Raw genomic sequence first — 14,636 nt, forward strand, 5'->3', positions numbered from 1 at the left:
TTTCGCGAGCAAGCCCGCTCCCACAGGGTTCAATACATGGCTTAAGACTTGCGGGACAACCGGGTAAGTATCCGGTCCAGCGCATTGGCGAACGCCTGCTTCTCACGCTCGCCGAACGGTGCCGGTCCGCCGCTCATCTGACCCTGCTCGCGCAGATCGGTGAACAGGTTACGCACCGCCAGTCGATCGCCCATGTTCTGCGCATCGAACTCCTTGCCCCGTGGGTCCAGCGCCGCAACGCCCTTCTTCACTAGCCGGTCTGCCAGCGGCACATCGCTGCAAATCACCAATTCACCTGGCACCGCGTGTTCCACCAGATAATCGTCGGCGGCATCCGGGCCGCTGGGCACCACGATCAGCTTCACCAGGGCGAGGCCCGGTTTGATCTGTGGCTGACCGGCCACCAGCACCACTTCGAACTGGCGCTTGAGGGCGAACTTCACCACCAGATCCTTGGCTGCCCGCGGGCAAGCGTCGGCATCGATCCACACGCGCATATTATTTTCCTCTGTTGAAAAACATCGCGGGCAAGCCCGCTCCCACAAGGTTAGCGCTGAACCTGTGGGAGCGGGCTTGCCCGCGAATATGAGCGCAGCGAATGCTTTAAGAAACCGACACCCGCCGCTTCTCGGCCATCCGGCTACGGCTGTACAGCACGATGATCGCAATGATCGCCACGGCCTGAGCACTCAGCGAATACGCATCAGCGTGAATCCCCAGCCAGTCGAAGTCAAAGAACGGCACCGGCCGCGTGCCGAAGATCCCGGCTTCCTGCAACGCCTTCACGCCATGGCCGGCAAACACCACCGACAACGCGCAGAGCAGCCCGGCATTGATGCCGAAGAACAACGCCAGCGGCAGTTTCGCCGAGCCGCGCAAAATCACCCAGGCCAGACCGACCAGCATAACCAGCGCCGTCGCCCCGCCCGCCATTACGGCGTTGTGCCCTGCCGGCCCGGCCTGTAACCACAGGGTTTCGTAAAACAGGATCACTTCGAACAGTTCGCGATACACCGAGAAGAACGCCAGGATCGCAAACCCGAAACGCCCGCCGCCGCTCACCAGGCTGCTCTTGATGTAATCCTGCCAGGCCGCTGCGTGGCGACGGTCGTGCATCCACACCCCGAGCCAGAGCACCATGACACTGGCAAACAACGCCGTCGCGCCTTCCAGCAGTTCACGCTGGGCACCGCTGACGTCGATCACATATGCCGCCACCGCCCAAGTCGCCAGCCCGGCCAGCAGCGCCAGGCCCCAACCGATGTTGACGCTGCGCACCGCCGATTGCTGACCGGTATTGCGCAGGAACGCGAGGATCGCCGCGAGCACCAGAATCGCTTCCAGACCTTCTCGCAACAGAATCAACAGACCGGAAATGTAGCTCAGCGACCAGCTCAAGCCATCACTGCCAAGCAAGCCAGCGGACTCTTTCAATTTGGCCTTGGCCGCCTCCAGACGCTCCTCGGCCTGGGCCACCGGCAAACCGTCCTGCAATGACTGACGGTAAGCCATCAGGGACTTCTCGGTGTCTTTGCGCACGTTGGCGTCGACATTGTCCAGGGAGCTTTCGACCAGCTCGAAGCCTTCCAGGTACGCCGCCACCGACAGGTCATAGGCCTGATCGTGATCGCCGGCGCGGTAGGCCGCGATGCTCTTGTCCAACGTGGCGGCCGTGTAATCAAGCAGCTGCCCCGGGCCACGCTTGACCTGCGGCGGTTGCGCCCGTTGCGCTCGGAAGGTCGCGGCCGCTTGCGGACCTTCGGCGGCCTGCACTTCGGCTGGCGTCTGACGTGCCAGGTCGGCGATGTTGTAGGTTTTCCCGGATTTTGCCGCGGCCGGATCGGCACTGAAGCTGGCGATATAGGTCGCCAGGTCCCAACGTTGACGATCATCCAGCTGATCGGCGAAGGCCGGCATGTCGGTACCTTCGACGCCCATGCCCAGCGTGTTGTAGATCGCGTAGAGGCTCAGACGGTCCAGTCGCACGGCATCGCGCAGATTGGCCGGCGGTGGCGTCATACCGACACCTGCCGGGCCATCACCAGCGCCCGCATCGCCATGGCACACCGAACATTGCTGGGCATACAGCGGCGCGCCGCGAGTCGGGTCCGGGGTGATGACCGGAGCCTGGCTGACTTCATAGGTCACCGCCAGTTTTGCCCCCAGTTGCCGCGCCTGACGGGCGACATCCGCGCCGTCCTTACGCGCGGTGATCGCAGCGCCAAGGCTGCTGACGCCCTGCTCCAGCTCCGCGCGCTCGGGTTTGGCCGGCAAATCGGCGATCAAGCCGTGCAGAACCTTCAGGAATTCCTGCTGTTCGCGGTACTCGGACTCATCGATGACTTTGCCCGCCTCGACCGTCGCCGGGTAATCGGCGCCAATGTAATCGAGCAAATGCAGGGCCTTGGGCGCACCTTCTGCGGTTTCGGCCAGCGCATTGAAGCTGCAGAACGCGATCATCGGCAGCACGAGCCACGCCAGAAAACGAGAGGAGGCAATCATGAATAAATCTCAAATGGAAATACGAAGTAACACATTGTTCACTTCCAATGAGTTTCACTCAAGCTTTGTTGTGTTGGTTTTTGCGGTGGGACCCACAATCGGTTGCTTCAGGCTTTCAACAAGTAATGGCATCGCTCTGAACATATGGAGTTAAAAAGCCATTACATAGCCATCATCCCTGTCTATAATGCCTCGCCGTCGTTATTGCGATTCGGCATTTAAGCTCCTCTTTTTATGAGGAATTGGCAGGACGCCTGTCTCCCTGCCGATAGGTCCCAACAGCCCGACCAGCACGCGGCTGCTTATCTTCAGGGAAGATGTACCCCTATGGCATTCCGTGCCCCAACCTTGATCGCGCTCAGCGCCGTCACGTTGCTTTCCGGCTGCTCGGCCTTTCGTAACTACGACTCGGAACTTGCACAAACCAACCAGCAACTGGCTTCAGGCAACGTCGACGCCGCATTGACCCTGCTGGAAAAGAACAACACCAGCAAAGACAAAGACCTGCTCTATTACTTCGAGAAGGGCGAACTGTTGCGCGCCAAGGGCGATTTGTCCGGTAGCCAGAACGCCTGGACCAGTGCCGATCAGGTAGTGGGCAAGTGGGAAGACGCGGTCAAGCTCGACAGCGCCAAGTACCTGGCTCAATTCGGTAGCTTCCTGGTCAACGACAAGGTCCGTCGTTACGAAGGCTATGACTACGAAAAAGTCATGCTGACCACGCAGATGGCCCTCAACCTGCTGGCGGTAAACGATTTCGACGGCGCGCGCACTGCGATCAAGAAGACTCACGAACGTGAAGCGGTGATCGCCGACCTGCGTGACAAGGAATACCTCAAGAGCGAAGAGCAAGCCGAGAAAGAAGGCGTCAAAACCCAGTACAAGGATCTTCAGGGTTACCCGGTGGCCAGCCTCGACGCGCCGGAAGTGGTCAGCCTGAAAAACAGCTATCAGAGTGCGTTCAGCCATTATCTGGCCGGTTTCGTCTACGAAGCCCTGGGTGAGAAAGATCTGGCGGCGCCGGGTTATCGCAAGGCCGCCGAACTGCGTCCGAACACGCCGCTGCTGGAACAGGCACTGGTGAATCTCGACAAACCCGTCAAGGACGAGAACAGCGACATCCTGATCGTCGTGCAAAGCGGTCTGGCGCCGTCCCGTGATTCGATCCGCATTCCGCTGCCGTTGCCGATCAGCAACAACGTGGTGATCACGCCGCTGTCGTTCCCGATCATCAAACCGGATACCTCCACTGCCGCCTTCGCCCAGATCGGAGTGGACGGTCAGCAGCTGGACCTGACCCAACTCAACAGCACCACTGCCATGTCCCGTCGCGCGCTGCGTGATGACATGCCGGGCATCATCCTGCGCACCACCGTGCGGGCGATCACTCGTGGTGTGGCACAGAAGCAGATCAACGAAACCAACCCGCTGGCGGGTCTTGCAGTCGGTATTACTTCAGCCGTACTCGAAGGTGCCGATACCCGTACGTGGCGCACGCTGCCGGACAACACTCAGGTGGTGCGTCTGCGTTTGAAGAAAGGCGAGCATAGCGTCACGCTGCCGAGCGCCGTGGGCGGCTCGGTGGTCAAGGTCACCGTCGATCAGCGCTTTCAGGTCATCACCCTGCGCGCCGTGGGCAATCAAGTATTCGCCAGCGGCGTGGCTGCGCACGTGATCCCGAGCGCCAACCCGACCGCCGTGGCCAGCCTCAAACAACCTTAAGAACGGAGTCTTTGCATGCGCTTCAAATTCATCGCTGTCGTCGCCCTGGCCTTGCTGGCTGGCTGCGCGACCCCGCCACCGCCGGAGCCAGGCAGCGCTGCCAGCAAGGTCGTGGCCATGGGCAAACTCAAGAACATCGTGGTCGGCGCCATGCGCGTAGCCCGGGAAAACGGCTTCATGACGGTCAATACGCAGCTGAGCAACACCAGCTACAACAACAAAACCTTCTACTACCGTTTTGCCTGGCTCGGCCCTGAAGGCTTCCCGGTTGCCGAAGAGGAAACCTGGAAAAGCCAGATGATGTACGGCGAGCAGACCAGTTTCATTCAGGCCATTGCGCCAACCGCCAAAGCCGTGGATTTCCGTCTGGAAATCAAAACGCCTTAAGCCCGACACCCTATTCGTTCAGTTTTAGAGAGCATTCCCATGTTTGCACGCTTTTCGTTCATCGCCGTCATCGCCCTCCTGGCCAGCGGTTGCGCCAACACTTCGCCAACGCTGGGCAGCAAAAACATCAGCTACGGCGACACCAAAGCCGTGGAAACCGTGACCAATGAGTTCGGCTCCACCGACCTGCAAATGATCGCTGAATCCATGACCCGTTCCCTGGCCCAGTCCGGCATCCTGCAAGGTCGCCCGGTGGTTCAGGTTTACGATGTGAAGAACAAGACCAGCGAGTACATCGATACCCGCGAAATCACCACCAGCATCAAGACTCAGCTGATGAAGACCGGCGTCGCCCGCTTCGCCAGCGACAACACTGCGATGCAGAGCCAGGTTGACCAGCTCAAGCTGCAAAACCAGAGCGGTTTGTACAAGAAGAGCACTGTGGCCAAGACTGGCAACATGATCGCTGCCCAGTATCGCATCGAAGGTTCGATCAGCTCGATCGTCAAGCGCAGCAGCGACTACAAGGACGTCTTCTACAAATTCAGCCTGCAGTTGATCGACGTTGAAAGCGGTCTGGCCGAATGGATGGACGAAAAAGAGATCCGCAAAACCACGGAGCGTTAAGCGATGCGCGCATGGATTGGCATGATGGCCCTGGCTTGTGCGTTCAGCGTGCAAGCGGCCCCGAAAGTCGCGGTGACGGATCTGGCGTACCAGGAGCGAGTGGAGCAATACATCCACATCGTTTCGGCACAGAGCAACCACAGCCAGAGTTACTACGGCGCCAGCGGCTCTTCGAGTTACAACGAGATCGAAGCGACCAGCAGCTACATCGAACAAGGCGAGCTGCGTAAATTCACCGGCGACATCAAGGGCGAGATTCTGCGCACCGGTATGTTTCAGCTGGTGCAGGGCACGCCTTATACAGCATCGTCCAAAGGTGACGTGTATGACGTGATCAAGCGCATCAAGGCCGGTAGCTTCAAGGGTGCCGACTACGTGCTGTTCGGCACCGTGTCAGACATCGATTTCACCCGCGACACGACCGAGCTGGCCAACACCGACAGCTATTCGGCAGTGCTGGGGCTGACGCTGGTGGCGGATTTCAGTCTGATCAACACCAAGACCTTTGAAATCACCTCGGCCTTCACGGCGATGGGCGAAGGTCAGGACACCAAACTGGTGAATGGGCGGGATATCAGGATTTCGCTGAACCGCCCACGGGTAGTGCGCGATGTGTCCAAGGCGCTGGGTGAAGATGTGGCTGCGCAACTGAGCCAACAGCTCGGCGGCGGTGGCTATGAGCAGCCGGGACAAGCCCCGTTGCGCAATAACCTGCCGCGGGATACGGCGCCGGTGATTCTGCACTGAGTAGGCTCTGATCGTTCCCACGCTCCGCGTGGGAATGCAGAAGCCAGGGACGCTCTGCGTCCCAAAGAGCCGAACGCGGAGCCTCCGTTGAGGCTCCCACGCAGAGCATGGGAACGATCAGGCGACCTGAAGAGGTCGCCTTTTTTGTGCCTGAAGGTTTTACACCGCCGCTTTACGCAGGGTCGCCATGAACGCCGCCGCGCCGATGAACAGCCCGGCAAAGGTACGGTTCATTCGTTTTTGTTGCTTGGGTGTGCGCAGCAAACGCAGCACCTTGGCCGCCAGCCCGGTGTAACCGGCCATGACGATCAGATCGACACAGATCATGGTCACGCCGAGGATCAGGTACTGGGCCACCAGCGGCGCGTGGGGGTCGATGAATTGCGGCAGCACCGCGAGCATGAACACCAAGGCCTTGGGGTTGCTGACGTTCACCAGAAAACCGCGGAACACCAGCGCCATCGGTTTGCCGATCTGCCGTATGGCTGCGTCGTCGCTCATGTCATTGGGCAGCGCGCGCCATTGCTTGACCGCGAGATAGACCAGGTAGGCCACGCCGAACCATTTGATCGCATAGAAAGCCGTGGCGGAGGCCGCAAGGATCGCACCGACACCGGCAGCAACAATCGCAATCTGCAACGCCAAGCCCAGTTGCAGACCCAGGGCGTTCCAGTAACCGCGCCAGAAACCGTAGCGCAAACCGCTGGACATCGACGCAATGGCGCCGGCACCGGGAGAAAGACTGATCACCCAGCAGGCGGCAAAAAACGCCAGCCATGTTTGAAGCACCATCGCACACCTCGACTCAGACTCGTGACAGACGTCTAAGCTAATGCGCCTTTGGGCCGATGACTACCGATTTTTTGTAGGACAGAGCCACTGCCAACCAGCGTTTACGGCTTGAGGCCCCCTTCGCGAGCAAGCCCGCTCCCACATGGGATCTTCGTTGGACACAAAATTTGTGATCCACATCAATCTAGTGTGGGAGCGGGCTTGCTCGCGAAAGCGGTGTGTCAGGCGACATCGATGCAGGAATTCAAAGCCTATTTTTCAAACCCGCTGGACGGGAATATATCGGTGCCACGCCAGCGTCGAACCGAGCGCTGGAAGAACAGGCTATTGGGCACTTGCACCATGGCGCTGCCGGTACCGAGTTCTTCGGCTTCGATCAGCGTGGTGTAGAGCAGATTGATCGCCACCACCCGGCCTTTGACGCCGGGCTTGTCAGTGGTATCCACCAACTCGACCACATCGCCGATGCGGAACGGGCCGACGGTAAAGATCAGAATCGCGCAAAGCAGGTTGGACAGCACGCTCCACATGGCGAAAAACGCCACGGCGGCTACTGCAACGAAACCGGACAACGCCGTCCAGAGCACTGTGGCCGACACGCCAAGGCGCTCCAGCACAAAGATCAGCGCGCTGCCCATGATCAGCCAGCGCAAACCGCCACGCAGCGGCATGAAAAACTGCGGCGGAAACGGGTAGCGCTCGCCCAATCGAGTCAGGCATTTAGCGACGACGCGCTGGGCGATATAACCGGCCAGCAGGATCAGCAGGATTTGCACGACCAGCCAGAGCGGCTCGCCCCACATCGCCGGCACCGGCAGCTTGAAGGCTTCCATCAGGACAGCGCTTCCAGCTCCGCCTGCATGCTTTCCAGCAGTTCCAGCGCCTCCATCCAGGCTTCTTCCAGTTCGGCTTCACGCACCTTCAGCTTGGCCTGCTCAGCCAGCAGATCACGCAAATCGTTCTTGCGCATCGGCTCGTAAATGTCGCTGTCGCCAAGGCTGGTATCGATCTTCGCCAGCTTCTCGTGCAGCTTGCCCAACTCGGCTTCAAGCTTGTCGGCCTCGCGCTTGTGCGGAGCCAACTGCTGACGCAATGCAGCAGCGGCCTGGCGCTGGGCCTTCTTGTCGGTCTTGTCCGGATTGACCGGAGTGTTGCTGACCGGGGCATTGCGTTGACGGTATTCGACCAGCCAACGGGCGTAGTCTTCCAGATCGCCGTCGAACTCCTCGACCTTGCCGTCTGCCACCAGATAGAAATTGTCGGTAGTGCTTTTGAGCAGATGGCGATCGTGGGAGACCACCAGTACCGCACCACTGAATTCCTGCAGGGCCATGGTCAGCGCCAGACGCATTTCCAGGTCCAGGTGGTTGGTCGGTTCGTCGAGCAGCAACAAGTTCGGTCGATCCCAAGCGATCAATGCCAAGGCCAGACGCGCCTTCTCACCGCCGGAGAAATTCAGCACCGGCTCATCGATACGCGCGCCGCGGAAGTCGAAACCACCGAGAAAGTCGCGCAGGGTCTGCTCACGCTCGGTCGGCGCCAGGCGCTGCAAGTGCAGCAACGGGCTGGCCTTGGAGTCGAGGGAATCAAGCTGATGCTGGGCGAAGTAGCCAACGACGGTGTTTTCACCGCGCGTCAGGCGACCGGCCAACGGCTCAAGCTCACCGGCGAGGTTTTTGATCAGGGTCGATTTACCCGCGCCGTTCGGGCCGAGCAAACCGATCCGCGCGCCGGGGGTCAGTTGCAGCTTGACCTTCTCCAGCACGGCTTTGTCGCCGTAACCCAGACGAGCATCCGACAGGTCGATCAGCGGACTGGAAATTTTCGTCGACTCGCGGAAGACGAAATCGAACGGCGAATCGACGTGCGCGGCAGACAACTCTTCCATCCGCTCCAGCGCCTTGATCCGGCTCTGGGCCTGACGGGCCTTGGTGGCCTGGGCCTTGAAGCGGGCGATGTAGCTTTCCATGTGCGCCCGTTGCGCCTGCTGCTTCTCGTAGGCCTGTTGTTGCTGGGCCAGACGTTCGGCACGGGCGCGCTCGAAGGCGCTATAGCCGCCGCGATACAGGGTGATCTTGCGCTGATCGACGTGGGCTACGTGATCGACCACGGCATCGAGGAAGTCCCGGTCGTGGGAAATCAGCATCAAGGTGCCGGGGTAGCTTTTAAGCCACTCTTCGAGCCAGATGATGGCGTCGAGGTCCAAGTGGTTGGTCGGTTCGTCGAGCAGCAACAGGTCCGAAGGGCACATCAAAGCCTGCGCCAGGTTCAGACGCATCCGCCAGCCACCGGAGAAATCTCCTACTTGCCGATCCATCTGCTCATTGGTGAACCCAAGGCCGGCCAGCAGCTTTCGAGCCCGAGCGTCGGCGGTGTAGCCGTCGGCGCTGTCGAGTTCCGAGTGCAGGCGGGCCTGAGCGGCGCCGTCATGGGCCGCTTCGGCTGCGGCGAGGTCGCGTTGCACCTCGCGCAGGCGCAGGTCACCATCGAGCACGTAGTCGACCGCGATGCGTTCGAGCGTCTCGATTTCCTGACGCATGTGGGCGATGCGCCAGTCGGCCGGCAGAAAGCAGTCACCCGAGTCCGGGTGCAGTTCGCCACGAATCAAGGCGAACAGGCTCGATTTGCCGGCGCCGTTGGCACCGATGAGGCCGGCTTTGTGGCCGGCGTGCAGGGTCAGCTCGGCGTCTTCTAGCAGACGTTGCGGGCCACGCTGTAAAGTCAGGTTCTGAAGTCGAATCATAATGGCGGCGGAGTCTACCAGCTTCGCTCGCAACTGGCGCGAGTAGCACTATGTCCTCTGACCTGTGGAGCTTTTCCCTTGGCACTTACGCCCGTCCCGGCGTTGAAGATGCGTGCCTGCAATTGCAGTCGGCGGGGGTGAACGTGTGCCTGCTACTGTGCGGGTTGTGGCTGGGAGAACGTGGCGTTACCTGCAACGAACAACGCTTGCAGTTGCTTCGTGATGCAGCCAGGCCTTGGGACGCGGATGTCGTGCAACCGTTGCGCGCCTTGCGCCTGCAATGGAAAGCCGCCGCTAGCGAAGATGCCGGGCTGGATGATTTGCGTGAACAAGTGAAAACACTGGAGATGGAAGCCGAACGGCATTTGTTGTTGCGACTGGACCGTTTGGCACAGAGTTGGCCGCAGGATGAGGCGACCGATCTTTCGGCCTGGCTGGAAGGTGTGGCGGCAGGCGCCGCCAACCTGGACCGCGACGCGCTGCATCAGCTGCGCGTCGCGGTAACCGGCACTTAGGAAGCGCTGGTTGGGGTGGTGCCAGTGCTCGACGACGCGGCTTGCGTTGGCGCAGACGTGGTGGTCGAGGTGGTTGCTGCAGGCGCGGGCGAAGCCGAGGAGGCCGGGGCCGGAGTTGCTGGCTTGATCGCTGGCGCAGCAGCCGGTTTGGCAGCGGCGACGGGCTTTTTCACGGCCGGTTTTGCAGCTGGCTTGGCTGCTGGTTTTGCTACTGGTTTTGCTACTGGTTTTGCAGCCGATTTTGCAGCGGCTGGTTTGACGGCAGCAGTTTTGGCAGCCGGTTTAGCGGCGGGTTTGGCCGCAGCTTTTGCAGCGGGTTTCGCAGCAGACTTGGCTGCGGCGGTTTTAGCCGCGACAGGTTTGGCGGCTGGCTTGGCAGCCGGTTTCGCGGCGGCAGTTCTAGCGGCTGGCTTGGCAGCAGGTTTAGCCGCTGGTTTTGCCGGTGCAGTTTTTGCCACGGCGGGTTTCGCAGCCGGTTTAGCGGCAGCTGTTTTGGCAGCAGTTGTTTTGGCAGCAGCTGGCTTGGCGGCAGGTTTGGCAGCCGTCGTTTTAGTCGCTGGTTTCGCAGCACTGGCAGCGACTGTTTTTTTCGCCGCCGGTTTGGCGGCTGGCTTGGCGGCTGCTTTCTTCGCAGGTGCCGTAGCTGGCTTGGCCGAACGCAGGGACAACGCCTTGCCGACAGCCTCTTGGACACGACCGACACCCTGGGCCAGTTTCAGGCTTTCTTGAGCGTCGCGTTTGAGTTGCAGGATGTAGCTGCGCGTTTCGGACTGGCGACCCTTGAGGGCATCGAGCAAGTCCTCAAGTTCTTTCACCGCCTCTTTGGCCTTGGCTTGCGCCTTGGCTTTGCCGGCCGCCGCAGCGTCCTGCAATTTGGTCCGGGATTTGTGCAGTTTTTCCTGCGCTTTTCCGCGCTGCTTTTCCAACTTGGCGAGCAGTTTTTCAGCATCAGCCAGAGCTTGGGAACAAGCGTTTTCCAAATGCTCGAGCAAGCTGCCCGAGAGTTGTTGGAGTAAGTGCAACGGAGTATTTACAGGCTTCTTGGTGGCCGACATGGTTTACCTCCTGGCTGAAGTGAATGCGGCTCATACTAGACCTCTGCTGCTACCGCCGCTAGGGCATGTTGACAGTATCGAAAGCACTCCGTTGCAACGGAGCGAAAAAGTTCTGCGTTCAGGTAAAACCTGTTCACCTTCGAGCGCATTCTCACTGGCATAATCCTGCGCATCTCAGGTCGGAGAGTGCCCATGTCGCGCTACCTTTTTTTATCGCTGTGCGTGTTTTTTTCCGCGGCCCAGGCCGCCGAAAAAACCGCCGCAAATGACGCTCACGATCTCGCTTACAGCTTGGGCGCAAGCCTTGGCGAACGCTTGCGCCAGGAGGTTCCGGACCTGCAACTTCAGGCCCTGCTCGAAGGTTTGCAGCAAGCCTATCAAGGCAAGCCGCTGGCACTGAAAGATGAGCGGATCGAACAGATTCTGGCCGAGCATGAAGCCCGGGTTGCCATGCAATCACCTGTGCCGCAAAGCGAATTGGCTTTGGAAAACGAGCGACGTTTTCTCGCTGAGGAAAAAGCCAAACCCGGCGTTCGCGAACTGGCGGATGGAATATTGCTGACGGAGCTGACTTCAGGCACCGGCGCCAAGGCGGGGCCGAGCGGCAAGGTCCAGGTGCTGTATATCGGACGCTTGCCTGACGGCTCAGTGTTCGACCAGAACAGCCAGCCGCAGTGGTTCAGTCTGGATAGCGTAATCAGCGGATGGCGCAGTGCGTTGCAAAACATGCCGGTCGGCGCGAAATGGCGCCTGGTGATTCCATCGGCCCAAGCCTATGGTGCCGACGGTGCCGGCGACTTGATCGCGCCGTTCACGCCGCTGGTATTCGAAGTTGAATTGCGTGGTGCTACAAGCTGAAAACCGGATCGAGTAGGGGGCGGCTTCACAGCCGCCGTCCTCTCACACCACCGTACGTACGGCTCCGTATACGGCGGTTCAGGTTATACGATTAAGCTGGTTTATCGTATCCAGTATTGAGATCAGGCCAAACCGATCCCACAGCGTCTTCGGCAGCGCTTGATTCATATGCGGTGCCCCGGAGCTCCACCATGGGCCGCGACCATTGAACGCCGATATGCAGGCACGATCCCTGTTTAGACCTAGGCGTATCAGGTTGCGAGCCCTCGTTGAAGGCCGCTTCCATTGACGCCACACGGCACAGCGAAGCTTGTGACGCACCCACCCATCAAGCTCCTCAAGCGGTCGCTTGCTCTGGCTTAGCTTGAAATAGCCTGCCCAACCACGCAGTACAGGGTTTATTCGCTCGATGACTGTTGCCATCTTGCGGCCCCGCGCTCCACGCAGCAGGTCTCTGAGCCGGTCACGTAAGCGACCCAGACTCATCGTCGCCACTCTCAGCCTCGGCTGTTGATGCCAGCTCATCCCATAACCCAGATAGTCGCAGGCCCAAGGCCGTGCCACGCGGCTCTTTTCTCGATTCAGCGTCAGTTTCAAACGCTGCCTCAAGAACCGCTCGACGCCTGCCATCACTCGCTCGCCCGCTCGACGACTACGCACATAAATGTTCGCCTCATCGGCATAGCGCACGAAACGATGGCCCCGCCGTTCCAGCTCACGGTCGAGTTCGTTGAGCAGGATGTTCGACAGCAACGGCGAGAGCGGGCCGCCTTGCGGCGTCCCTTCCTGTCGTCGGCTGACAAGCCCGCCCGACATCACACCCGCTTCGAGGTAACGGCGGATCAGCCTGAGCACCCGCCGGTCTTCGACATGACGCTCTATATGGGCCATCAACACGTCGTGGTTGACCCGATCGAAGAACTTCTCAAGATCGAGTTCCACACACCAACGGTGTCCCGTCACCACATGGGCGCGGGCTGTTTCGATAGCTTGATGAGCGCTTCTACCCGGACGGAAACCGTAGCTGTAGTCCGAGAACAGAGGTCGAAGATCGGCGTGAGCTGTTGCAACAGAGCCTGTTGGATCAGGCGATCCACGACACTGGGAATGCCCAGCTGTCGGGTGCCGCCTTTGGGTTTGGGAATTTCGACGGCGTGGCCACCACAGCCAAGCTGGTTGCGCTACGCGCAACGCGCCATGCCTGGCGCACAAACGAAAAACGGCGCGCATTGCGCACCGTTTCTGGTTTCTTGGGAGGGTCTTGCGGGAAGGGTTCAGGCCTGAACCGAATCCTCTTCCTTGTGAGCGGTGTGCAGCACTTCGATCAGGCAATCTTCCAGTTCGAAGCGTTCGTGCAACAAGCCACCCAGCTCTTTGAATTTCTCCGCGACACACTTACCGGCATCACACAAGTCGTTGAACGCCAGCAGCTTCTCGGTGATGACGTCGATGCGCGGGTAAATCGTCTCGGCCAACTCCAGACCACGAGTATCACCGAACGCCTTGGCTTCGCCGGTCAGCTGCTCGTAGATCTCGAAATGCCCGGCAGACACGTAGTCGACCAGCACACCGCAAAATTCCTGCAGCGGTTTTCGGTTCTCGCCCAAAGCTTCGGGCTTGGCGCCAAGAGCGTCATAGGCCCGAACCAGTTCGTGACGCTCCTGCAACCAGCGATCGATCAGCAGATGCACTCCACCCCAACGTTCCTGAGCATTCTGACAACTTTCGAGCATGGTGATTCTCTCTTCCCTTGTGGGTCATGCTGCTCTACACCTGTCGCACACTTGAAGATCAAGGATCGACCAGGCAGAGCGTCATTCGAGCAACATAAATCCAATGACACGTGCGGGCCAGATTATGCCCGCACGCCTATGGCTTCAAGGTACGCAGGAGATAAAGTTCATACAAGTGTTTAATCGCCCGCCAGTACCCGGCGCGACGACTCGCCGCTGAGCGGTCGCTGACACGCGATCCAGACAAGGCGCAGCAACTGATACCCGCCCAGAATCATCATCGCAACGAAGAACAGCAGACTCCACTCCGGGATGCTCAGGTCGAACAGCGTCCAGGAAATTTCCGCGCAATCGGCGGTTCCTTTGAACATTCGCTGCACGACATACAGCCAGGGCGTACTGGCGAACAGATCGGCCAGATCAGGCGAGCATACCGATAGCTGATGCACCGGATCGCTCTGCAACAACACCTGCCGCCACGCCGTGACGGTACCCGCCAGACTGCATAGCAAACCCAGCAGCCAATACAGAAATGATCCGCAGCGGCCAGGCCCCTGCACTGAAGCCGCCAGGCAGACACCCGTGAGCAGCGCCAGACAAACCCGCTGCAACAGGCACAACCCGCAAGGCTTGAGGCCGACCGCATATTCCAGGTAATAGGAAACGCCCAAGGCCAGGGCACCTGCAATGAAAACCATGAAAAACAAGGAGCGTGAGCAGGCCAAAGACATGGCTTTTCCGTAACAGTAGAGACAGGCGGTTACGGTAGAGGAAAGCGCAGCAGCCTTTCAAGGCAGGCCACCACGGACACTTCAGCAGAAGTGTAGGGAATTCCCGACAGGGTCGAGAGGATTTGACGTAGTCCTCTGTAGGACTTTGCCGGCGAAGGATTACAACGCTGAAACAGCGGCGGATTCGAAGCGATTCCCGCCCTTGTAGCAGCTGGCGCAGCCAG

14 protein-coding genes and 1 pseudogene are annotated in these 14,636 nt (G+C 59.8%); 6 read left to right on the top strand and 9 right to left on the bottom strand.

The window, feature by feature from the left end; translation table 11 throughout:
• Positions 1 to 41: 41 nt before the first annotated feature.
• Together IC37_RS17860 and IC37_RS17865 are read right to left on the bottom strand one after the other, a co-directional pair.
• Positions 42 to 497: a YaiI/YqxD family protein gene (locus IC37_RS17860; RefSeq protein WP_008076086.1), complete on the bottom strand. Its 456-nt coding sequence runs from the start codon at positions 495 to 497 to the stop codon at positions 42 to 44.
• Positions 498 to 603: 106 nt separating this feature from the next.
• Positions 604 to 2,502: an FTR1 family protein gene (locus tag IC37_RS17865; protein ID WP_030129093.1), complete on the bottom strand. Its 1,899-nt coding sequence runs from the start codon at positions 2,500 to 2,502 to the stop codon at positions 604 to 606.
• 327 nt (positions 2,503 to 2,829) lie between these two features.
• Between IC37_RS17865 and IC37_RS17870 the strand changes: the two genes are divergently transcribed.
• The 4 genes from IC37_RS17870 to IC37_RS17885 are packed head-to-tail and all read left to right on the top strand — an operon-like array spanning position 2,830 to position 5,985.
• Positions 2,830 to 4,224, top strand: coding sequence for a COG3014 family protein (locus IC37_RS17870; RefSeq protein ID WP_030129094.1), 1,395 nt, complete (start codon positions 2,830 to 2,832; stop codon positions 4,222 to 4,224).
• A gap of 15 nt (positions 4,225 to 4,239) precedes the next feature.
• Positions 4,240 to 4,611 (top strand): YcfL family protein, encoded by a 372-nt coding sequence (locus tag IC37_RS17875; RefSeq protein WP_030129095.1) that lies wholly within the window; start codon positions 4,240 to 4,242, stop codon positions 4,609 to 4,611.
• Between the two features lie 39 nt (positions 4,612 to 4,650).
• Positions 4,651 to 5,238 carry a penicillin-binding protein activator LpoB gene (gene lpoB / locus IC37_RS17880; RefSeq protein WP_007899345.1) on the top strand — a complete coding sequence of 196 codons (588 nt, stop codon included), beginning with the start codon at positions 4,651 to 4,653 and terminating at the stop codon, positions 5,236 to 5,238.
• 3 nt (positions 5,239 to 5,241) lie between these two features.
• Entirely contained in the window at positions 5,242 to 5,985 is a 744-nt protein-coding gene (locus tag IC37_RS17885) for a hypothetical protein (RefSeq protein WP_030129096.1), read from the top strand.
• A gap of 159 nt (positions 5,986 to 6,144) precedes the next feature.
• Here the strand turns inward: IC37_RS17885 and IC37_RS17890 are convergent, their stop codons facing one another.
• The 3 genes from IC37_RS17890 to IC37_RS17900 all read right to left on the bottom strand — a co-directional run bounded on the left by IC37_RS17890 (position 6,145) and on the right by IC37_RS17900 (position 9,520).
• Entirely contained in the window at positions 6,145 to 6,777 is a 633-nt protein-coding gene (locus tag IC37_RS17890) for a LysE family transporter (RefSeq protein ID WP_007899339.1), read from the bottom strand.
• A gap of 251 nt (positions 6,778 to 7,028) precedes the next feature.
• On the bottom strand, positions 7,029 to 7,610 hold the full coding sequence (locus IC37_RS17895; protein WP_030129097.1) for a mechanosensitive ion channel family protein: 582 nt from the start codon (positions 7,608 to 7,610) through the stop codon (positions 7,029 to 7,031).
• Positions 7,610 to 9,520 (bottom strand): ATP-binding cassette domain-containing protein, encoded by a 1,911-nt coding sequence (locus tag IC37_RS17900; RefSeq protein ID WP_030129098.1) that lies wholly within the window; start codon positions 9,518 to 9,520, stop codon positions 7,610 to 7,612. The genes IC37_RS17895 and IC37_RS17900 overlap by 1 nt, the downstream gene beginning before the upstream one ends.
• A 50-nt stretch (positions 9,521 to 9,570) precedes the next feature.
• Here IC37_RS17900 and IC37_RS17905 point away from each other — a divergent pair, with 50 nt between their 5' ends.
• Positions 9,571 to 10,035 carry a TIGR02444 family protein gene (locus tag IC37_RS17905; protein WP_030129099.1) on the top strand — a complete coding sequence of 155 codons (465 nt, stop codon included), beginning with the start codon at positions 9,571 to 9,573 and terminating at the stop codon, positions 10,033 to 10,035.
• On the opposite strand, the gene IC37_RS30110 is transcribed toward IC37_RS17905, so the two are convergent.
• A complete protein-coding gene (locus tag IC37_RS30110) occupies positions 10,032 to 11,090 on the bottom strand; it encodes an AlgP family protein (protein WP_030129100.1) in 1,059 nt (352 codons plus the stop codon). The genes IC37_RS17905 and IC37_RS30110 overlap by 4 nt on opposite strands.
• A gap of 192 nt (positions 11,091 to 11,282) precedes the next feature.
• Here IC37_RS30110 and IC37_RS17915 point away from each other — a divergent pair, with 192 nt between their 5' ends.
• On the top strand, positions 11,283 to 11,948 hold the full coding sequence (locus IC37_RS17915; protein ID WP_030129101.1) for an FKBP-type peptidyl-prolyl cis-trans isomerase: 666 nt from the start codon (positions 11,283 to 11,285) through the stop codon (positions 11,946 to 11,948).
• Between the two features lie 78 nt (positions 11,949 to 12,026).
• Here IC37_RS17915 and ltrA read toward each other — a convergent pair.
• The 3 genes and pseudogenes from ltrA to IC37_RS17930 all read right to left on the bottom strand — a co-directional run.
• Positions 12,027 to 13,102, bottom strand: a pseudogene (gene ltrA / locus IC37_RS17920) (group II intron reverse transcriptase/maturase); the annotation flags it as partial.
• Positions 13,103 to 13,222: 120 nt separating this feature from the next.
• Positions 13,223 to 13,681 (bottom strand): Rsd/AlgQ family anti-sigma factor, encoded by a 459-nt coding sequence (locus tag IC37_RS17925; RefSeq protein WP_007899333.1) that lies wholly within the window; start codon positions 13,679 to 13,681, stop codon positions 13,223 to 13,225.
• 179 nt (positions 13,682 to 13,860) lie between these two features.
• Entirely contained in the window at positions 13,861 to 14,412 is a 552-nt protein-coding gene (locus tag IC37_RS17930; RefSeq protein WP_030129102.1) for a disulfide bond formation protein B, read from the bottom strand.
• Positions 14,413 to 14,636: the final 224 nt, after the last annotated feature.

Source organism: Pseudomonas sp. QTF5 (assembly GCF_000512695.2).
Taxonomy (GTDB): Bacteria; Pseudomonadota; Gammaproteobacteria; order Pseudomonadales; family Pseudomonadaceae; genus Aquipseudomonas.